General features: G+C 70.4%; 20 protein-coding genes. 13 read left to right on the top strand and 7 right to left on the bottom strand.

What is annotated here, in order from left to right:
- Positions 1-145 precede the first annotated feature (145 nt).
- The 4 genes from smc to ACPPVX_RS01950 all read left to right on the top strand — a co-directional run bounded on the left by smc (position 146) and on the right by ACPPVX_RS01950 (position 7,474).
- Positions 146-3,604: a chromosome segregation protein SMC gene (gene smc / locus ACPPVX_RS01965; RefSeq protein ID WP_426573203.1), complete on the top strand. Its 3,459-nt coding sequence runs from the start codon at positions 146-148 to the stop codon at positions 3,602-3,604.
- Between the two features lie 494 nt (positions 3,605-4,098).
- Positions 4,099-4,965 (top strand): hypothetical protein, encoded by an 867-nt coding sequence (locus ACPPVX_RS01960; protein ID WP_426573202.1) that lies wholly within the window; start codon positions 4,099-4,101, stop codon positions 4,963-4,965.
- 888 nt (positions 4,966-5,853) lie between these two features.
- Positions 5,854-6,642, top strand: coding sequence for a hypothetical protein (locus tag ACPPVX_RS01955; protein ID WP_426573201.1), 789 nt, complete (start codon positions 5,854-5,856; stop codon positions 6,640-6,642).
- 490 nt (positions 6,643-7,132) lie between these two features.
- Positions 7,133-7,474 carry a 4Fe-4S dicluster domain-containing protein gene (locus ACPPVX_RS01950; protein ID WP_426573200.1) on the top strand — a complete coding sequence of 114 codons (342 nt, stop codon included), beginning with the start codon at positions 7,133-7,135 and terminating at the stop codon, positions 7,472-7,474.
- 79 nt (positions 7,475-7,553) lie between these two features.
- On the opposite strand, the gene ACPPVX_RS01945 is transcribed toward ACPPVX_RS01950, so the two are convergent.
- From ACPPVX_RS01945 to ACPPVX_RS01915, 7 genes are all read right to left on the bottom strand, one after another.
- On the bottom strand, positions 7,554-7,823 hold the full coding sequence (locus ACPPVX_RS01945) for a hypothetical protein (protein WP_426573199.1): 270 nt from the start codon (positions 7,821-7,823) through the stop codon (positions 7,554-7,556).
- A 145-nt stretch (positions 7,824-7,968) separates the two neighbouring features.
- Positions 7,969-8,331: a hypothetical protein gene (locus tag ACPPVX_RS01940; RefSeq protein WP_426573198.1), complete on the bottom strand. Its 363-nt coding sequence runs from the start codon at positions 8,329-8,331 to the stop codon at positions 7,969-7,971.
- A 97-nt stretch (positions 8,332-8,428) separates the two neighbouring features.
- Positions 8,429-8,836, bottom strand: coding sequence for a VOC family protein (locus ACPPVX_RS01935; protein WP_426573197.1), 408 nt, complete (start codon positions 8,834-8,836; stop codon positions 8,429-8,431).
- A 61-nt stretch (positions 8,837-8,897) separates the two neighbouring features.
- On the bottom strand, positions 8,898-9,086 hold the full coding sequence (locus ACPPVX_RS01930; RefSeq protein ID WP_426573196.1) for a hypothetical protein: 189 nt from the start codon (positions 9,084-9,086) through the stop codon (positions 8,898-8,900).
- A gap of 23 nt (positions 9,087-9,109) precedes the next feature.
- Positions 9,110-10,084 carry a VWA domain-containing protein gene (locus tag ACPPVX_RS01925; protein WP_426573195.1) on the bottom strand — a complete coding sequence of 325 codons (975 nt, stop codon included), beginning with the start codon at positions 10,082-10,084 and terminating at the stop codon, positions 9,110-9,112.
- On the bottom strand, positions 10,081-11,025 hold the full coding sequence (locus ACPPVX_RS01920; protein WP_426573194.1) for a DUF58 domain-containing protein: 945 nt from the start codon (positions 11,023-11,025) through the stop codon (positions 10,081-10,083). Before ACPPVX_RS01920 ends, ACPPVX_RS01925 begins: the two co-directional genes overlap by 4 nt.
- A gap of 3 nt (positions 11,026-11,028) precedes the next feature.
- Positions 11,029-12,267, bottom strand: a complete 1,239-nt coding sequence (locus ACPPVX_RS01915; protein WP_426573193.1) for an AAA family ATPase — start codon at positions 12,265-12,267, stop codon at positions 11,029-11,031.
- A gap of 162 nt (positions 12,268-12,429) precedes the next feature.
- On the opposite strand from ACPPVX_RS01915, the gene ACPPVX_RS01910 reads away from it, so the two are divergent.
- From ACPPVX_RS01910 to rimM, 9 genes are all read left to right on the top strand, one after another.
- Positions 12,430-13,161: a response regulator transcription factor gene (locus ACPPVX_RS01910; protein WP_426573192.1), complete on the top strand. Its 732-nt coding sequence runs from the start codon at positions 12,430-12,432 to the stop codon at positions 13,159-13,161.
- The gene (locus ACPPVX_RS01905; RefSeq protein WP_426573191.1) at positions 13,154-14,605 is read left to right on the top strand and encodes a sensor histidine kinase; all 1,452 of its coding nucleotides are present in this window, start codon (positions 13,154-13,156) and stop codon (positions 14,603-14,605) included. Before ACPPVX_RS01910 ends, ACPPVX_RS01905 begins: the two co-directional genes overlap by 8 nt.
- A gap of 56 nt (positions 14,606-14,661) precedes the next feature.
- The gene (locus ACPPVX_RS01900; protein ID WP_426573190.1) at positions 14,662-16,026 is read left to right on the top strand and encodes a S1C family serine protease; all 1,365 of its coding nucleotides are present in this window, start codon (positions 14,662-14,664) and stop codon (positions 16,024-16,026) included.
- Positions 16,027-16,080: 54 nt separating this feature from the next.
- The gene (gene ftsY / locus ACPPVX_RS01895; protein WP_426573189.1) at positions 16,081-17,235 is read left to right on the top strand and encodes a signal recognition particle-docking protein FtsY; all 1,155 of its coding nucleotides are present in this window, start codon (positions 16,081-16,083) and stop codon (positions 17,233-17,235) included.
- A gap of 49 nt (positions 17,236-17,284) precedes the next feature.
- Positions 17,285-17,494, top strand: a complete 210-nt coding sequence (locus ACPPVX_RS01890) for a hypothetical protein (RefSeq protein WP_426573188.1) — start codon at positions 17,285-17,287, stop codon at positions 17,492-17,494.
- An 82-nt stretch (positions 17,495-17,576) separates the two neighbouring features.
- Positions 17,577-19,034, top strand: coding sequence for a signal recognition particle protein (gene ffh, locus ACPPVX_RS01885; RefSeq protein ID WP_426573187.1), 1,458 nt, complete (start codon positions 17,577-17,579; stop codon positions 19,032-19,034).
- 122 nt (positions 19,035-19,156) lie between these two features.
- Positions 19,157-19,447 (top strand): 30S ribosomal protein S16, encoded by a 291-nt coding sequence (rpsP, locus tag ACPPVX_RS01880; RefSeq protein ID WP_426573186.1) that lies wholly within the window; start codon positions 19,157-19,159, stop codon positions 19,445-19,447.
- Positions 19,444-19,743, top strand: a complete 300-nt coding sequence (locus tag ACPPVX_RS01875; RefSeq protein ID WP_426573185.1) for a KH domain-containing protein — start codon at positions 19,444-19,446, stop codon at positions 19,741-19,743. Before rpsP ends, ACPPVX_RS01875 begins: the two co-directional genes overlap by 4 nt.
- A gap of 46 nt (positions 19,744-19,789) precedes the next feature.
- Positions 19,790-20,281 carry a ribosome maturation factor RimM gene (gene rimM, locus ACPPVX_RS01870; protein ID WP_426573184.1) on the top strand — a complete coding sequence of 164 codons (492 nt, stop codon included), beginning with the start codon at positions 19,790-19,792 and terminating at the stop codon, positions 20,279-20,281.
- The last annotated feature ends 33 nt before the right edge of the window (positions 20,282-20,314 follow it).

Raw genomic sequence — 20,314 nt, 5'->3', positions numbered from 1 at the left:
CCGGTGCCCGGCCTCGGTGCCGTCGCGCTGGGCCCTCGCTCGGGTCCCGGAGGGCCGGTCGAACCGGGCCTGACCTGCGAGGCGGAAGAGGGGTGCGAGCCGACGGGTAGTGTCACCGGACTCGGCCCGAGTCCTGGAGTAGCCGGTGTTCCTGAAGTCGTTGTCCATCAAGGGGTTCAAGTCGTTCGCCGACTCGACCACGTTGGTGATGGAGCCGGGCGTCACCGTGGTCGTGGGCCCGAACGGCAGCGGCAAGTCGAACGTCGTCGACGCCATCAGCTGGGTGCTCGGCGCCCAGGCGCCCAGTGCGGTCCGGTCCCAGAAGATGGACGACGTCATCTTCGCCGGCACCCAGAAGCGCCAGGCGCTCGGCCGCGCCGAGGTCGCCCTCACCATCGACAACACCTCCGGCCTGCTGCCCATCGAGTTCTCCGAGGTGACCATCACCCGGATCCTGTTCCGCAACGGAGACAGCGAGTACGCCATCAACGGCGTGCCGTGCCGCATGCTCGACATCCAGGAGCTGCTCTCCGACTCGGGTGTGGGTCGCCAGCAGCACGTGATCATCAGCCAGGGCCAGATCGACGCCGTGCTCAACGCCCGCGCCGAGGACCGCCGCCTCATCATCGAAGAGGCCGCCGGCGTGCTGAAGTTCCGGCGGCGCAAGGAGAAGGCCGAGCGCCGGCTCAACTCCACCGAGGCCAACCTCACCCGCCTCCAAGACCTGCTCCGGGAGGTGCGCCGCCAGCTCCGGCCGCTCGAGAAGCAGGCCGATGCCGCCCGCCGCCACGGCGCCGTCGTCACCGAGCTCACCGCCCTGCGGCTGCACCTGGCCGGGCTCGAGATCGCCCGGCTGCGCTCGCGCATGGAGCACGGAGCGCGCACCCGCGCCGAGCTCGACGCCGCCGAACGAGATCTGCGCGCGTCGCTGCGCCGCCTCGACGCGGATGTCATCGCCACCGAGGCCTCGCTGTCCGCCATGGGCGGCGACGATCTGGGCGACGCCCTCGTCCGCTTCGAGTCGCTGCGCGAGCGGGCGCGCGGCCTGGTGGCCGTCCTCACCGAGCGCGAGCGCGGCATCGAGCGCGACCGGGGCGCGTCCGTCGACCAGGCCGTGGTCGCCAGCCTCGAGGCCGATGCGGCCCGCCTGGCCCGCGAGCTGGCCGACGTCGAGGAGCTGGCCGCCGATCTCGATCCGGCCAGCAAGGAGCTCGAGCGCGCCGAGGCCGACCTCGAGCTGGCGCACCAGGACTTCGGCCGCGAGTGGGCCGAGGGCGTGGCCACCCCCACGGGTGCGGCGGCTGAGGTGCGCGGCGAGCTGCAGGCCGTACGGGCCTCCGTCGAGCGCAGCGCCACCGAGTCCAAGCGCGCCAACGAGCGCATCGAGGCGCTCGACGCCCGCATCGCCCGCCTGGCCGCCGAGGCCGAGCGCCTCGAGCTGGCCGTCGCCGACGCCGAGTCCGCCACCGCCGCGCTGGGCCAGGCCCGCACCGACGCCGCCGCTGCTCGCGCCGCGGCCTCCGCCGCCGTCGACCAGGCCGACGAGGCCCGCCGGGGCGCCGACGCCGCCGTGCACTCGTGGACCGCCCGGGCTGAAGCCCTCGCCCTGGCGCTCGACCAGGCCCGCGCCAAGGCCGGCGCCGAGCGCCTGGCCGGCGTGGAGGGGATCGTCGGCACGCTGCTCGATGTGGTCGACGTCGATCCGGGCTGGGAGGCCGCGTTCGAGGCCGCCGTCGCCGATGCCGTCGCCGCCGTCGTGGTCGAGTCGGTCGAGACCGCCCGGGCCGCGCTGGCCGAGCTGCGATCGGGCGACGCCTCCGGTGCCGTGCTCGCCCTCGGCGCCACCCGAGCCACGCCGTCGTCTCCCGCTCCCGGAGCCGGGCTGCGCTCCCACGTCCGCGGCACCCGCCCAGGCGTCGACGAGCTGCTCGACGCGCTGGTCGGCGGTGCGATCGTCGCCGACACGTGGACCGAGGCGGTCGACGTCGCCCTGGCGAACCCGTCGGTCGTCGTGGTCACGCCCGACGGCGACCGGTTCGGTCCCTCCGGTTGGCGCGTCGGCGCGGCCGGGTCGGGGGCCACCGGTGCGGCGCTCACCGAGGCCGAGGCTAGCGCGGCGCAGGCCGTCACCGAGGCCGCCGCCGCCAAGGAGGCCGCCCAGCAGGCCAAGGCGGCCCACGACGCCGCCCGCACCGCCGAGGCCGATGCCAGCCGGGCCGTCGACCAGAACGCCAACGGCCTCCGGGCATCCAGTGAAGCGCTGGCCCGCACCCGGCGCGACCACACCGATGCCGTGGCCGAGGCCGAGACGCTCCGCACCCAGGCCGTCGAGCTCGCCGACCGGGCCCGGCGCGACGCCGACCGCCAAGCCGAGCTCGAGGCCCGCCTGCCCACCCTCGAAGCCGAGGAGGCCCACCTGGCCGAGCAGGGCCGGGCCATGGCCGAGGCTCGCTCCCGACTCGACGAGCGCGTCACCGCCGTCGCCGCGATCCGCAACGACCTCGGCGTCCGCGCCGCGGGCCTCGACGAGCGCCGCCAGTTCCTGAAGAACCGGGCCGCCGAGCTCGACGAGCGGCTCTCCAAGCACGCCGTCGAGCGCGAGCAGGCCGAGGGGCGCCGGGTCGAGCTCGACCGCCGCGCCACCGCCACCGGCCGGCTCCGGGCCTACGTGGCGTCGCGCCTCGAGGTGGTCGAAGGCGAGCTGCAGGGGCTGCGGGACCGCCGCCGCCGCCAGTCCGAGGCCACCCGGGAGGTGTCGGCCCGGCTCGACGGCCTCCGCAAGGAGCGCCAGGCCGCCGAGCGCGACCTCACCGAGCTGCGCGAGCGGGTGCAGCGCGTCGAGCTCGACGATGCCGAGATCCGCCTGCGGCTCGAGACCGCCGTCGAGGCCCTCCGGCGCGATCTCGACTGCGAGCCCGACACCGCCATCGCCGCGCCCGCCCCCGAGCTGGCCGAGGGCGTGTCCGCCACGGCCCGGGTCCGCGAGCTCGAGCGGGACCTCCGGATCATGGGCCCGATCAACCCGCTCGCCCTCGAGGAGTTCCAGGCGCTCCAGGAGCGCCACGAGTTCCTGCAGGGCCAGCTCGAAGACGTCAAGAGCGCCCGGCGCGATCTGTCGAAGGTCATCAAGGCCATCGATGCCGAGATCGTCAGCGTGTTCGCCTCGGCCTTCGCCGACGTCTCCCAGAACTTCCAGGACCTGTTCGAGACCCTGTTCCCCGGCGGCAAGGGCCGGCTCAAGCTGACCGACCCGGAGAACCTGCTCACCACCGGCATCGAGGTCGAGGCCCGGCCGTCGGGCAAGAACGTCCGGAAGCTGTCGCTGCTGTCGGGCGGCGAGCGCTCGCTCACCGCCCTGGCGTACCTGTTCGCCGTGTTCCGGGCCCGCCCCAGCCCCTTCTACGTGATGGACGAGGTCGAGGCCGCGCTCGACGACGTGAACCTCCACCGCTTCCTCGACCTGGTCCACGAGTTCCGCGCCGAGGCGCAGCTGATCATCGTGAGCCACCAGAAGCGCACGATGGAAGCCGCCGACTGCCTCTACGGCGTCACCATGCAACCTGGTGGCTCCAGCCGAGTGGTCAGCGAGAAGGTCAAGAGCTGACGGTCGGCAGCAAGCTGCCTCCCTGTCCGTCAGCACCTTGCGGGTGTTGACGGACGGCACCGTAGCGCAGCGGATCGAACGGTCAGAGCACTGCCCTTGCGTGCTCGCCGTAGCTCGCACTCGATGGTCCGGTGCTCCGCCCTGGACCATACAAGGCGACGGCGGGGGTTCGAGTCCCTCTGCGCCCACCACCGACACGGCAATGTGTTCTCAACGGACTGAGACGGAGACCGGTAGACGTGACAGCAAGTAGTAAGGCGCCGCGCATAGTCGGCCACTATCGGCTGCCGAGTCCGATTGGGTTCGAGGCTGGCTGTGTCGGGGTGTCCATCCCAACACAGATTGGTGGCATTGATTGCACGGTGGTACTTCCGAGAATCAAGCCGCATGGTGAAGACCAACCCAGTTCTGAGCCTCCGACCATCTCGGGACTCCGTGCTGACCAGATATCTCATCTACCCCTCTGGCGGGGGCAGATCGAGGAGGGTGACCTGTTGGAGGCCTTCCATCCCTGGGCCAACGTCAACCGTTGGAGAGTCGACGGATCGTTCGATTCGTTCTGGGTGCACGAGATGGCTTTGGACTTTGGTTTGGTACCCGTAACTGACGATGCATGGCCTGAGATGTCGGCAGGGAATTTGGCCGCCCATGTGGTGTGGGGTCGTTCTTCTGACAGCGTTGAGGTGGACGCCATCCTCGCTGGGATGAACGGCTGGTTTTCCATGGTCAGGGCTTGGGTGCGTTTCCTGATCACCCAACCCGTCGACAGCGAGTTGTCGAGCACCTCGTTGGTCTTCGAGGCCGAAGGCCTTCACCTTCACGGTTACGACGCAGAGCGAGATGGGCCGATCACCCGAATGGATCGGATCACAGTCGGCGCCTCGAACACACACATGCAAGCGCTGACCCGCGACCAGTGGGAGACGGTGCTATCCCTGGCGGCCCGAAATGTCAGCATGCCCGATGAGTTCTCGCTGATCGCCGATGCGCGAATGGCCCTCCTCGGTTACCAGTATCGGCTCTCCCTGATCCAAGCGTGTACGGCGATTGAGCTTCTGATGCAGCAGCTATTCGAGTCCGAGTTGAGCGGGCTGGGCGAGGCTGCGCAGGCCGCCATCCTTGGCGAGAACTGGACCTTGGGCCGACTGCAAAAGATTGTGAGCAAGTGTGGCCATGTCCTTCCAGACGCACTGACACAGACGGTGAAGGCCAGGAATGCTGCAATCCATCGGAACAGTCATCCGACGAAGGATGAGGCTGAGGCCTCTATTGGGGTTGCGCTTCTGTTGGCCTCGGAGTTGTTCGACCTGGACGTTGATCCGAACGACCCGCTGAGCGTTACGGCCTTTCGGCCAAGCTAGAACGGCCGCTGAGCGTTCTCGTCCACAAGACAGCAGGCTCAGCGGGAGGACACGGCGTCGGCATCGTCGGCTCCTTCCGAGAGTCCGCCTTGCGATGCGTAGCAGTTGGCTGCTGGGCCACCCGCCGTCGTGCCAGACCCCTGCCCCTGGGTGCGAGTGGTAGGTCGCACTCGTGGTCCAGCGGCTCCGCCCTGGACCATTACGAGGCAGATGTCGGGGGTTCGTGGTGGCAGGGTCCAGACAACTCGCTAGGGTCCCGATCGACCAGGCACGATGAAGGTGGAGGCGGATTGTGACGCAAGACAACAGCGCCCACCACACGCAAGCCGCTTGACGAGGCGGTACGCAGGCTGGTTGGCGAACTTTGGGGTATCGGTGAACGGACCGCTGGCCCTCATGGGCTGCTGCGATTCAGACACCGCAGGAGGGGAGTGCCCGAGAGCTGCTGGCCCCCGCCGTAAGAGTTGCCGAGGCGGCCAACGAAGAGGTTGAGAGGATTGATCAGGAGGTCGGCACGGAGCATCGGCTCGTGTCGTGTCTCTACGAGCAGGGCGACCCACTCCACGACATATGTGGACGAGATTCTTCGCCTTCTGTTGGCCCAGCTTCGTGGCCGAACCGAGAAGCTGAATCGCCAGGACACAGTTCTGGTCACGCCTCGGGCGTCGTCCGTACACCCTGCCTCCGTCAGTAGGCGCACGCACAGGCGCTCGAACGCAGCGGGCGGGAGCGCGTGCGGCAGCTCACGGGTCGTGAGCGAGAAGGTCAAGAGCTAGTTGCAGCTCCTGCGGGAGGTCGTCCCAAGCGGACCAGCGCCGGTTGCGCGCTGTATCGTGCCGGTCGCGGGGAGGCGGCGTGGGACAGCGGATGCAAGGCACGAGATATGCGGTGACGGTTCTGGGCTTGCCACTGCTCGAGGCGGCGATCGTGGTTTCGGTGATCGCACTGACTCCTGATTCCGTGGAGAACGCATCCCTGGGGTGGTATTCCGCAGTGACGTCGCTCGCTGTGACTGCTCAGGAGGCGATTGTTGCCGCAGTTCCATGGCTGGCCGCGGTCCCCGTCCTGCTGGTTCTGACGCTGATCATCGGCGTGAGCCTCAATCGATGGTGCATCGATGACCTGTGGAGCACGGTCGCGGCGGAGGTGGGAGAGCCTCCCTGGGGCGGGGAAGACGCTCAAGGGATCATCCCGCTGTTGCGCATGATTTCGAACGATCAATCCATCTCGAAGCTGCGTTCGTCGAGGGCCGCGCTTATGAGGCGGGCGAAGTTGGAGGAGCCCCCCGACCCAGATACGGGACTCGATGCGGAGACCGTCCTGAGCGGCGTTGAGCTAGCACTGTCAGCTCGTGAGGGAGCTCGATCGACGACACTTCGGACCCTGCGCGACGCGTGGATCAACGCCGTCGTCATCGGCATCGGGACGATCGGCCTCGGCGTCTTGCTGTTCATGCTTGATCGGGGCTGGAACTGGGGTCTGGCTCCATGGTTGCTCGCACTCCCGTTCGCGGTACTTGCGCTGGTCGACTTTCTGTGCAAGTCAGTGATCGCTCAGGTGAATGTGTGGAGCGGAGGCGCGCTTGCCCAAGCTCAGACAGCTGCCACGACGATGAACATCGTCCGAGCCCTGTCCGTAGACGACGACTCGACAGTCGGCGGCAAACCTCCGATCTGACCACGGTGGTCCCGGCCAAGCACAGCTATAGAGCGCGCGATGGAAGCCTCCGCCCCGGCGAGCTTGATCAGGACCTCGCATCCTGTGAGGTCGTACTCCGAGAAGCTTGCGTACCCGTCAGCGGTGCTCTGGTCTACCCGTGGCTCGACGGCGGCGTCGGAAACATCATCCCCCGCAGCCTGGCGGCTCCAGCCGAGTGGTTAGTGAGAAGGTCAAGAGCTGAAGACTGCAACCTGTGGTCCGCCGTCGTAGCTTGGCCGGCGGGTGATGGGGAGGGTCCGCAAGCAGGTCGAGGCGACCGTAAGAACCCCAGTCTGAGCAGGCCAGGAGCTCTTTTGAGGGTGGTGTCGCGCCGTGGCAACCTGAAGGGGGTCCCGGGCGGAGCCGGCCCCGGAGGTTTGCCCGAGTCGATCGGTGGATAGTTCTTAGGTGACCGATTCGTTCGATGTGTGGCGCCGCCGCGCTCGACCTGATCGTGGAGGGCAGACCCATGGCCGATCCCTATGTGATCACCAGTCCGTGTCTCGACACGAAGGACAAGGCGTGCGTCGACGTGTGTCCGGTGCAGTGCATCTACGAGCTGGACGGCGACCAGCTCGTGAGCCGCGACTCCCAGGACGGCGACGTGGCGAACACCCATCCGTCGCACGACGAGGTGCGGTTCGTGTACGGCGACACGATGCTCTACATCAACCCCGATGAGTGCACGTCGTGTGACGCGTGCATGCCCGAGTGCCCCGTCGACGCCATCTTTCCCGGAGACAAGGTGCCCGAGGCCGAGCACGACTTCATCGAGATCAATCGGTTCGTGTTCGCCGACATCTCCAGCTGACGTCTTCGCCGCCGAAGCCGCCGTGCAACCTGGCGGCAGCTCACGGGCCGTGAGCGAGAAGGTGAAGAGCCTCGTTTGGCTACTTCGCCACGTAGGCGGTCAGCGGCTGGATGACGCCGTGGCTCTGCATGAGTGCGGCGACGTCGGGCGGGGGCGAGGCCAGGGCCGCCATCATGGCGTCGGGATCGTCCACGTCGGCGCTGATGGCAACGACGTTGCTGCCGTCGAAGGCGACGTGATCCGTCGCGTTGGATCCGCCCAAGGCCGCGATGGCGGCGGATCGTTCGTCGGCGTGCGAGAGCCAGCTGTCGACGTCGGCAACGGCATGGGTGATGACCATTCTCGGCATGGGAACGCTCCCTCGCAGCTGCGTCGCCCGGGCGGCGGCGCGCGTCCGTTGTACACCCGGGTTCGCGCCCGTGCTCCCGATCGTGTGGTCAGGGCGAGGGGTGCGGCTCTGGATGGGAGCGATCGTGGCTCAGCGACCAGGTGGGTCAGCGGGCCAGGTGGGCGGGGCGGTCCGCGGGATCCTTGTCGATGGGCGACGTCCACTGCTCGCCCGGCAGGTTCGTCGAGACCACGACCCGGATCGGAGGCCCGGCGAGGTTGCGGTGCAGCCATCCGGCCGGAGCGTCGAGCCGACAGCCGGGGCTCGTCTCGGTCAGGTTGCCGTCGGCGTCGGCGAAGGCACCGGTCCCATCGATGACCCACGTGACCGAGTCGAACTCGTGCCAGTGCAACGGCTCGTCCTCGTCGGTGATGAGGTCGTAGGCGATGGAGTGGAAACCCATCTCGGCCGCTTGGGCCAGGGCTTCCGCCTCGCTGATGGGCGCATCCTGCCGAAAGCAGTAGTCCATGGTTCCTCCCGCGCACGGCGAGTGCTGATCTGGCCGACGCTACCAGTGGGCTGTCAGCGAGGAGGCCAAGAGGTGGCGGGCTGGGCCGCTGCTGGCGTCAGGCCGGGCAGCAGACCTCGAGCTCCATGCCGTCGGGGCCGCGGAAGAACAGGGACCACTCATCGCCGAGCTGCTGGATGGTGCCCACCTCCTGGGCGCCGGCCGGTTCGAGCCGGTCCCGGACGGCTTCGAGCACCGAGAGCGACTCCACGGCGAAGCCGAAGTGGTCGATGGCGCCTCGGCTGCCGATGCGCCGGCGCTCGCCGATCAGGGCTTCCTCGGGCACCTCGAAGATGTTGAGCGCCGCGCCGCCGCCCATGTCGACGATCTTCATCCACGGGTGGTCGTCGCGCTTGGCCACCTCGAAGGTGACGACGCCGCCGAACGCCTCCTCGTAGAACCGGACCGTGCGGTCCATGTCGCTGGTGAGGGTGGCGACGTGGTTGAAGCCTGAGGTGAGGGCCATCCCTCGATGGTACCGAGGCCGTGCGGCCCTGTCGCTGGGCCGCCGCCCAGATGGCCGTCGTCTACGGGCCGGGCGGCGGTGGGGGAGGCGGGACCTCGCCGGGCGGGGGAGCCCACCCGGGCGGGTACTCGGTGCTCTTCTTGTTGTTGCGGGCGCCGAGGATCAGCACCACCGCCACGACCACGATGAGGATCGGCAGCCCGAAGATCAGACCGACGATCACGAGCTCCGGTGGGCCCAGGTTGATCACACCCAGACCCTAGGCCCGGAGCGTCAGGGGAGGCGGCTGAACCAGAGCTGCGACAGGCCGGCGGCGAGGAAGAGCACGAACAGGGAGCCGCCGACGAACACGCCGGTGATGTCCTTGAGCTCGGTGGTGTAGCCCACCGACGAGCCGATGTCCTCGTAGACCTTCTTCAGCTCGCCCTGGGTGGCGGCCGTGAACGCCGTGCCACCGGTGGCGTTGGCGATCTTGGCCAGCGCGGCGGGGTTGACGGCCACGGACACGGGACCCTCCTGGCCGGGCAGGTCGATGGTGCCGTTGGCAGTGCCGAACGAGATGGTGGAGATCGGCACGTTCGCCTTCTTGGCGGCGGCGGCGGCCTGGGCGTCGGGGCGGCCGCTGGTGGTCTCGCCGTCGCTCATGAGCACGATGCGCGCCGGGACCTTCTTGCCGTCGGCGGAGACCGGTGCGGCCTTGATGGAGTCGAGCGAGGCGTAGATGGCCTCGCCGATGGCCGTGCGCTCGCCGAGCCGGAGCTGGTCGATGGCGGCCAGCAGCTCCTGGCGGTCCTGGGTGGGCGCCACCCGCACGACGGCGGTGCCGTTGAAGGTGACCAGGCCCACGTTGAGGCGCGGCGGGAGCAGGTTGACGAAGTCCTTCGCTGCGCTCTGCGCGGCCTTGAGCCGGGTGGGAGCCACGTCGGTGGCCTCCATCGACAGGGAGGTGTCGATGGCCATCATGACGGTGGCCCGCTCGCGGGGGACCCGGGTGTTGCGGGCGGGCTTGGCGAAGGCCCCGACCATGCCGGCGAGGGCCAGCAGCATGAAGACCGCGGGCAGGTGCCGGCGCCATCCCGGGCGCTTCGGGGCCACCGAGTCGAGCAGCGCCAGGTTGGTGAAGCGCACGGCGTACCGGCTGCGCATGCGCTGCGTGACGACGTACGAGACCCCGAGGGCGACGACGCCGAGGAGCAACCACAAGCGGTTCTTCTCGACGAACGTGATGGCGAGGATCTGCGTGGTCATCGGGCCTCCCAGCCTGCACGGCGGGCGTGGACGCGCTCACGGCGCGAGCCCACGAATCGAACGATGTCGAGGAGCCAATCCTGGTCGGTGCGCAGGACCAGGTGGTCTGCCCCCGCCTTGCGGATGCCCTCGGAGATGGTGAGGCGCTGCTCCACCGCGGCCGCGGCGTACTTGTCGCGCAGCTTGCGAGACGCAGTGGGTACCTCGCGGGTGGCACCTGTGGCCGGGTCGACCAGGGCGAGCATGCCGACGTCGGGGAGGGTGAGCTCCCGGGGGTCGATCACCTCGATGGCGATGGTCTCGTGGCGGGCGGCGAGACGGCGCAGCGCGGGCTGCCAGCGCTCCTGGTCGCCCAAGAAGTCGGACACGACGACGGCGAGGCCGCGGCGGCGCGCGACCGCGGCCGTGCGGGTGAGGGCGAGGCCCAGGTCGATGGTGCCCTCGCCGGCTCGCGGCGTGGAGGTGAGGCGGTGGAGCGTGCCCATCAGGTGCATCCGACCGCCGCGGGCGGGCACGACGTGGATGCCCGACGGCTGCACGGTGACCAGCCCGAAGCGGTTGCCGGTGCGGTTCGTCAAGAAGCCCACGGCTGCGGCGGCCGAGATGGCGAGGTCTCGCTTCTCGCACCAGGCGGTGCCGAAGTCCATCGAGGCGCCGAGGTCGGCGACCACCCACGTCTCGAGCTCGCGGTCGGCGATGGTGTCGCGGACGTAGGGAGCCTGGAAGCGCGCGGTGACGTTCCAGTCGATCCGGCGCACGTCGTCGCCGGGCTGGTAGCCGCGGGTCTCGCCGAGCTCGGAGCCGTGGCCGGGCACGAGGCCCTGGTACTCGCCGTGGAGCAGGCCATCGAGCTTGTGGCTCACCGCCAGATCGAGGCGGCGGAGCACCTCATCAGGCCCCGTCTTGGTGGTGCGGGGCGGCACGTTGGTGGGCGCAGCCATGGGTCAGCGGGCTTCCCCGGGACCGCCCCAGCCGGTGGAACCGTCGGTCCCGGTGGCCTGATCGGGTGCCGGCGCGGGCACGGACGTGGGCGGGACCCACGCGGACGGAGCGGCGCTGGCCTCGTCCCAACCGGTGGCGGCCGGCGCGGGAGCGTGGGTGGGCGCGTGGGTGGGTGCAGGAGCCGCCGGTGCGTGGGTGGTCCACGATCCGGCCGGAGCCGCAGGCTGGTGGGCTGACGGGTCCTGCGACGGCGCCACCCGAGGCGCCGGGACCGTGGACAGGATCCGGCCGAGCACGTCGTTCACGGTGATGTCGCGGGCGAGCGCCTCGTAGGAGAGCACCAGCCGGTGGCGGAAGATGTCGGGGGCCACGTCGTAGACGTCCTGGGGCAGCACGTAGGTGCGGCCGCGGAGCAGGGCGAGGGCCCGGCCCGCAGCGATGAGGCCGAGGCTGGCTCGGGGGCTGGCGCCGTAGGAGAGGAACTCCTTCAGGTCGGCCATGCCGAAGCGGTCGGGCTCACGGGTGGCGAACACGAGGTTGACGGCGTAGTCGACGACCTCGCGGGCCACGAAGATCTTGTCGGCCTCGTCCTGCAGTTCGGCGAGGGCCTCGATGGACAGCGACTCGCCGGCCTGCGGCGGCGCCACGCCCATGCGCTGGACGATCTCGACCTCCTCTGCCGGCGTGGGGTAGTCGACGACGATCTTCATGAGGAAGCGGTCTCGCTGCGCCTCGGGCAGCGGGTACACGCCCTCCTGTTCGATGGGGTTCTGGGTGGCGAGGACGAGGAACGGCTGGGGGACCGGGAACGTCTGGCCGCCGATGCTCACCTGGTGCTCGGCCATGACCTCGAGCAGCGCCGACTGGACCTTGGCGGGGGCGCGGTTGATCTCGTCGGCCAGCACGAAGTTGGCGAACACCGGGCCCAGCTCCACGTCGAAGCGCTCGGAGCTGCTGCGGTAGATCCGGGTGCCCATGACGTCGGCGGGCAGCAGGTCGGGGGTGAACTGGATGCGGGTGAACGAGCCGCCCACCACGCGGGCGATGGTCTCGGCCGCGAGCGTCTTGGCCAGGCCGGGCACACCCTCGAGGAGCGCGTGGCCGCGAGCCAGCAGGCAGATGAGGAGACGTTCGACCGTGCGGTCCTGGCCGACGATGACCTTCTTGACCTCGAACAGGGTCTGCTCGAGTCGGTCTGCTGCCAGCGCGGTGCTGGCGGCGCTGATCGGCTGGTCCGTCATGGGTGAGCTCCTCTACAGGTGGGGTAGCGGACCACACAAGCAGGCCGCGACGAAGGACAGCGTAAAGCCACCAGGGTGCTCATCGGCAGGCTGGTGGCCCAGGTAGAGCACTCGCAGCGCGGTTTCGGCGAGGTTTCCCTGGCGACCAGTACGTTTCGGGCCGTGCGCATCTTGGTGGTGGAGGACGAGACGGAGCTGGCCGACGCCGTGGCGACGGGCCTTCGGCGTGAGGGTTACGCCGTCGACGTGGCCAACGACGTGTCGGGAGCAGTCGATCGGTTGGTGGTGTCGGCGTACGACCTCGTCACCCTCGATCTGAACCTGCCCGACGGCGACGGGCTGGAGCTGGCCCGCCGCATCCGGGAGGATCCGGCCTTCGCACCCCTCGACGACGAGACGGCGCCGCGCATCTTGATGCTCACCGCGAGAGACGGCGTGGGGGAGCGCGTCGCCGGCCTCGACGAGGGCGCCGACGACTACCTGATCAAGCCCTTCGCCTTCACCGAGCTCTCGGCTCGCGTCCGCAGCCTGCTGCGCCGCGACGGCGGCCGCTCCGGTGCGGTCCTGGTGGTCGGGGAGCTTCGGCTCGACACCGCGCGGTTCGAGGCCACCCGGCGCGGGCGCCTGCTCGACCTCACCGCCAAGGAGTTCGCCCTGCTGCGCTACTTCATGGCCCACAACGGCGAGGTCCTGAGCCAGGAGCGCCTGCTCGAGCACGTGTGGGACGAGAACGCCGACCCGCTCACCAACACGGTCCGCGTCACCGTCGGCACGCTGCGCCGGAAGATCACCCGCGACGACGACGCCGAGGCACCGATCGAGACCGTCATCGGGGCCGGCTACCGGCTCCGCTCCGATCTCCTCGCCCCGCCCCCGGAGCCGGCTGATGGCTGACGCCCGAGGCGACGGCCCCGAGGCCGCGGGTCGCATCCCCAACCCGGCAGCCGAGCGGCCCGGTCAGGGCGAGGTCGGGGCTGCGGCCCTCTCCGCGGGTGCCGGCCACGGGAACGGCGGGGTCGAACCCGAGGACGGACCCGCCACCTACGAGGGCGAACCGCTCTCGCGGCCGGCCCGCGGCGCCGTGAAGCTCGCGTCGTGGCTGCCCGACTGGGCCGGTTCCATCCGGTTCCGGCTCACCGCGCTGTACTCGCTGCTCCTCTTCGGCCTCGCCGCGTTCATGGTGGCCGGCCTCTACGGCGTGCTGGCGTCGCGGCTCCACGAGGAGAACGTGTACCGCACCTACCGCATCACGACGGTGCGCCAGGTGCCCGGCGGCGTGGTCCTGACGCCCACCGAGGTGCGGGCCAGCTACCGGAGCGTCGAGGCCCTGGCCAACGAGCGGGCCCTGTCGCTGCTGCGCGGCTACTCCCTCTGCGCCCTCGCCATCTTGTTCCTCGCCAGCCTGGTGATCGGGTGGATCGTCGCCGGTCGCGTGCTGGCCCCCATCGGTCGCATCACCGGCGTGGCGAGGGAGATCCAGGCGACCGATCTCTCGCGCCGGATCGCGCTGCGCGGGCCGCCCGATGAGCTCAAGGAGCTGGCCGACACGTTCGACGCCATGCTCACCCGCCTCGACGATGCCTTCGCCGGCCAGCAGCGATTCATCCAGGAGGCCTCCCACGAGCTGCGCAACCCGCTCGCGGTGATCCGCACGAACCTCGATGTGGCGCTGGCCGACCCCGACCCCGATCCGGCCGAGCTGCGTCGCGTGGCCGAGCTGGTGGGCGCCTCCGCCACGCGCATGTCGCGCCTCGTCGACGACCTGCTCGTCTACGCCCGCCTCGGTGCGCCGGCGCGCGAGGTGGCACCCGTGGCGCTGGGCCCGCTCGTCGACGACGCCGTCGACGAGTTCAGCGCCATCGCCGCCACCCGCTCGATCACGCTGCTCACCGACGTCACCCAGGGCGGCGTCGTGGCCGGCGATCGCCTGGCGCTGCGCCAGACCGTCGCCAACCTGCTCGCCAACGCGGTGCGCCTCGCCCCCGAGGGCAGCCGGATCTGGCTGGCCACCGGCACGGCGGGCACCCAGGCGTGGGTCACGGTCACCGACGAGGGTCCGGGCATCGCCGAGGAGGACCGCGAGAAGGTGTTCCAGCGGTTCTGGCGCGGCAACCAGAAGGTGGCGCGGGCCGAGGGGCGCAGCGGGCTCGGGCTGGCGATCGTGGCGCAGATCGTCCACGACCACGGCGGCACGGTCACCGTCGACGGCACCCCGGCCGGCGGTTCCACCTTCACCCTGTGGCTGCCGCTCGAGGGCACCCGCGGCACTCCGGTCGCCCCCAGCGACCAGGGGATCGAGGGCTCGGGCGGGCCCGGCTCCCAGCCTCCTACCAGCTGAGGTTTACGGGCACTTTCGGGCTGGGTCCGTAGGTTCGGCGCCGAAAGGCAGGTCCGATGTCGAACGACCCCACCCCCCGCCCCCCGTCCATGTGGTCGCCCACCAGCGCCCCCACCGCGCCGACGGCAGCCGCGGGGGTCCCGCCGGGCCCGCCGTACCCGCAGCAGGGTCCTCGACCCACGCCGACCGCCCCGCCGTGGATCCCGCAGGGCCCCCCGCCCGCCCCGGTCGCCCGTCCGGGGGCGTACCCGAGCGCCGGGTCGCCGCCCGTCGCCGGCGGCGGTCAGCCCCCATCGTGGCCGCCCACCGGGCCCGGCGGCTTCCACCAGCCGCCGGCGCCAGCACCGACCCCTGGGCCGAAGAAGAGCCGCCGCGGCCGCAACGTCGCGCTGGTCGTGGCCGCCGCCGCGCTGCTCGCCGGATCCGCAGGCGGCGCCGTCGGGGCCCTCGTCGCCGACCGCAACTCCCCCTCGAACGACGCGTCCGCTCCCGTGGCCACCTCGCCGATCTCCACCGAGACGCAGGTGCCGCCGGTGAAGGGCAGCTCGTCGGAACCGGCCGAAGCGGTGGCCGCCGCCCTCGGCCCGGCCGTCGTGCAGATCGAGACCGACAAGGGCCTCGGCTCCGGCTTCATCTACGACGCCAGCGGCCTGATCCTCACCGCCTCGCACGTGACCGACGGCGCCTCCACGGTCAGCGTCCGCATGGCCGACGGCACCAAGCTCACCGGTCAGGTCGTCGGTGAGGACGCCTCCACCGACGTCGCCGTGGTGAAGATCGATCCCCCGAAGAACATGCCGGTCGCCACCCTCGCCACCGGCGTGACCACCAAGGTGGGCCAGATCGCCATCGCCATCGGCAGCCCGTTCGGCCTCGACCAGAGCGTCACCGCCGGCATCGTCAGCGCCGTCGGCCGCTCGGCCGAGACGCCCGGCGGCGTCATCCCCGCCATCCAGACCGATGCTCCCATCAACAGCGGCAACTCGGGCGGCGCCCTCGCCGACCGCAGCGGCCGGGTGATCGGCATCAACGACTCCATCGCCACCGGCGGCGGCAACTCCACGGGCAACCTGGGCATCGGCTTCGCGATCCCGATCGACATCGCCAAGTCGGTCGCCGACCGCATCGTCGCCGGTCAGTCCACCGAGGCCGGCTTCCTCGGCGTCGAGGGCGCCGACGCCACCGGCGACCACACCGGTGCCGCGGTCACCTCCGTGTCGTCGGGCTCGCCCGCCGCCAAGGCCGGCCTCACCACCGACGACGTGGTCATCGCCGTCGACGGCAAGCCCGTCGCCTCGATGATCGACCTGGCCGCCAAGGTCCGCACCCACCAGCCGGGCGAGTCGGTCGTGCTCACGGTCGAGAAGAACGGCCAGCAACGAGACATCACGGTGACGCTGGGAACGGCCCCCGCGAACTGATCGTGGTCCCGGCTCCGAGAGGGGCCGGGGCCCGCCGGTAGGCTCCGGGCCGTCATGGAAGCCGCCATCGCCATCCTCATCCTGCTCGTCGTCCTGATCGGGGCGGCGGGCCTGCTCATCTCCTCCCGCAAGCGCAAGGAGGCGATCGAGCTCGAATCGGTCCGGCAGTCCACGCTGGCGCCCGGTGCGCCCACGGTCCCTCCCGAGGTCAAGGAGGAGCTCGAGGCCAAGAAGGCCGAAGCCGCCGAGGCGATCGAGGCTCCGGAAGCCCCAGAGGCCCCCGAGGTCGTCATCCCGGTCGAACCGGAGGCGCCCGCCAAGCGGCCGTCGTTCCGAGACCGCATCGCCCGGGCACGGGCCACGTTCGCCGGGTTCCTCGGCCGCACCACCATCGACGCCGACACCTGGGACGAGCTCGAGGAGGCGCTGATCCGCGCCGACCTCGGCGTCGGCCCGGCCACCGCCCTGCTCGACCAGCTGAAGGCCCGGGTCAAGGACGAGGGCCTCGAGACCGGCGATCAGCTCGTCGAGGCGCTCAAAGACGAGATGAAGCAGCGCCTCGCCGGCTCCGACCGCACGCTCAAGCTCGACGAGGGCCGCACCAACGTGTGGCTGTTCGTCGGCGTCAACGGCGTCGGCAAGACCACCACCATCGGCAAGCTCGGCAAGCGCCAGGCCGATGCCGGGCACACCGTCGTCATGGCGGCGGGCGACACCTTCCGCGCCGCCGCCGCCGAGCAGCTGGGCACCTGGGCCGAGCGCTCCGGCGCCACGCTCGTGCGCGGCGCCGAGGGCGGCGACCCGAGCGCCATCATCTTCGACGCCATCGAGTCGGCGGCCGCCAAGGGCGCCGACCTCGTGCTCGCCGACACGGCCGGCCGCCTGCACACCAAGAGCAACCTCATGGAGGAGCTCAAGAAGGTGCGCCGGGTGGCGGACAAGGATCCCGGCCACGTCACCGAGGTGCTGCTGGTGCTCGACGCCACCACCGGCCAGAACGGCCTGGTGCAGGCTCGCCAGTTCACCGAGGCCACCGAGGTCACCGGCGTGGTGCTCACCAAGCTCGACGGGTCGGCCAAGGGCGGCATCGTCTTCGCCATCCAGGCCGAGCTCGGCATCCCCGTCAAGCTCGTGGGCCTCGGAGAGACCGCCGACGACCTCATCGACTTCGACCCCGACGAGTTCGTCGACGCCCTGTTCTCGGCCTGACCGCACCCGCGGCCGCGCCCACCCAACTTCGCCCTACCTGGAGGTCCCCGTGTTCAAGGTCCTGATGTTCCCCCTGCGGACGGTCATCTTGTTCTTCAAGCTGTCCGGTGTGAAGGGCGGCCTGCTGTTCGGTCTCGGCATCGTCGTCGGGCTCCTGATCGCCCCGCAGACCGGTCCCGAGCTGCGCGCCAGCCTGGCCGCGCGCCTCGCCGAGGGCCGCACGGGCGGCCTCCCGCGAGACGAGGACCTGAGCCTCTAGGCCGTCGACGGCCGTTCCGCCGCCTCGTCACCCGCTGGGGGTGAGGGGCGCGAGGGGCCGTCCGGTAGAGTCGCCACTCGCCATGTTTGAGTCACTCTCTGATCGTTTCGACGGCATCTTCAAGAAGCTCCGCGGCAAGGGCCGCCTGAGCGAGGACGATGTCGACGAGGTCCTCCGCGAGATCCGTCTCGCCCTGCTCGAAGCCGACGTCAACTTCACGGTGGTGCGCGGCCTGATCGCCCGCATCCGGGAGCGGGCCATCGGCGCCGACCTCCACGCGGCGCTCGACCCTGCCGCGCAGGTCATCGACATCGTCCACCAGGAGCTCATCGCCACCCTCGGCGGCGAGACCATCAAGATCACCTACGAGAGCAAGCCGCCCACGGTGGTGCTCATGGCCGGCCTCCAGGGCTCGGGCAAGACCACCACCTCGGCCAAGCTCGCCCGCTGGTTCAAGCAGCAGGGCCGCAACCCGATGCTCGTGGGCGCAGACCTCCAGCGCCCCGCCGCCGTGCAGCAGCTGCGCACGCTGGCCAGCCAGGTCGACGTCCCGGTGTTCTCCGCCGACGACGAGATCGTGGCCTCCGGTGCCGGTGATCCGGTCGCCGTGGCCGAGGCGTGCATCGCCGAGGCCAAGCGCCTCGGCAAGGACGTCGTGATCGTCGACACCGCCGGCCGCCTGGCCATCGACGCCGAGCTCATGGAGCAGGTGCGCCTCATCTCGCAGGCCACCAAGCCCAAGTACACGTTCCTCGTCGTCGACGCCATGACCGGTCAGGACGCGGTCACGGTGGCCGAGAACTTCCACCAGACCCTCGAGCTCGACGGCGTCATCCTCACCAAGCTCGACGGAGATGCCCGCGGCGGTGCCGCCCTCTCGGTGAAGGAGGTGGTGGGCAAGCCCATCGCCTTCGCATCCACCGGCGAGAAGCTCGAAGACTTCGACCTGTTCCACCCCGACCGCCTCGCCGGGCGCATCCTGGGCATGGGCGACATCCTCACCCTGATCGACAAGGCCAAGGAGGCCTTCGACGAGCAAGAGGCGGAGGCCACGGCCAACCGCATGCTCGAGGGTCAGTTCACGCTCGAGGACTTCCTCGAGCAGATGGCCCAGGTCCGCAAGATGGGCAACCTCGGCAGCATCATGAAGATGATGCCGGGCATGCCCAAGGAGCTCCGGAACCAAGAGATCGACGACCGCGAGCTGTCGAAGATCGAGGGCCTGATCCACTCGATGACGCTCGAGGAGCGGCGAGACCCGAAGATCATCGACGGATCCCGCAAGCTCCGCATCGCCAGGGGCGCCGGGGTCGATGTCACCGCGGTGAACGCGCTGCTCAAGCAGTTCACCGAGATGCAGAAGATGATGAAGGGCATGGGCGCCGGCATGCTCGGCGGGCGCGGCAAGAAGCGCAAGGGCAAGGGCAATCGAGGGCCCGGCGGCGGTCGCACCACCCCCAAGGGCGGCGCTCCCAAGTTCACCCTGCCCCCCTCGGCCGGACCCGGCGCCAAGCCCGAGTTCAAGCTCCCGGGCCTCTAGCCCTCCTGGTCAGCGGACCTGCGCTTGCGTTGCAGGGTGCCCAGCGACCACCATTGATCCTCGGCCTGAGTCCGCTCGGCCCCGTCCTCACCCAAGTACCAGTAACAGGAAGAAGACCACTCGTGGCCGTCAAGCTCCGCCTCATGCGGATGGGCAAGAAGAAGCAGCCCACCTACCGCGTCGTCGCCGCAGACTCGCGGTCGCCCCGCAACGGGCGCTTCATCGAGATCGTGGGCACCTACCAGCCCCGCCTCGACCCGTCGGTGATCCTCATCGACAACGAGAAGGCCCTCAAGTGGCTCCGCAACGGTGCGCAGCCCACCGAGACCGTCGAGCGCCTGCTCAAGGTCTCCGGCGCCTGGGACGAGTTCAAGGGCACCAAGGCACCGGCTACGGCCGGAGCCGAGTCGTGACCGACGCCGACGCCACCCCTGAGGTGGACGAGGCCGAGGACGCGCCCACGGGTGCGCCCAACGCCGTCGCCGTGCTCGAGTACGTCGTCAAGCAGGTCGTCGACAACCCCGACGCCGTCTCCGTGTCCACCACGGAAGGCCGCCGTGGCGGCCTCCAGCTCGACGTGCGCGTCGGCGATGGCGACATGGGCCGAGTGATCGGCAAGCGCGGGCGCATCGCCCAGAGCATCCGCACGGTCGTCCGGGCCGCCGCCGTCAAGGACGGCGCCCAGGTCGACATCGAGTTCGTCGACTGACCTTCGGTCGCTCGGCGCCCTGGCGCCACCACCGAACCACCGCTTGATGGACAACCTGGAGATCGGCCGCATCGGCAAGGCCCACGGCCTGCGCGGCGAGGTCACCGCAGTCATCACCTCTGACCGCCCCGAGCGCACTGCGCCCGGGGCGGTGTGGATCCTGGCCTCGGGCCCTCGCACGGTCGCGGCCATCCGTCCGTTCCAGCAGAAGTGGATCGCCAAGCTCGAGGGGATCGACACCCGGGAGGCCGCCGAGGACCTCACCGGCTCGGTCATCGAGGGTGAGCCCATCGAGGACGATGACGCCCTCTGGGCCCACGAGCTGCTGGGCGCCACCGTCGTCACACCCGACGGCGTCGAGTGGGGGAGCGTCACCGGCGTCTACCCCAACCCGGCCAACGACCTGATCGAGCTGGCCGACGGCACCCTCATCCCCACGGTGTTCGTGACCGACGGCTCCGGCCTCCCGGACCGCGTGGTCGTCGACCCACCCGAAGGCCTCCTCGGCGCCACCGCCACCGCCGACGACGACGCCTGACGCTCCCGGCCCGTGCTCAGCGCGTCGCGGTGC

It is taken from the genome of Aquihabitans sp. McL0605, assembly GCF_049993875.1.
Taxonomy (GTDB): domain Bacteria; phylum Actinomycetota; class Acidimicrobiia; order Acidimicrobiales; family Iamiaceae; genus Aquihabitans.
The sequence above is the reverse complement of the archived record's forward strand: the minus strand, read 5'-3'. Positions and strand labels throughout refer to the sequence as shown.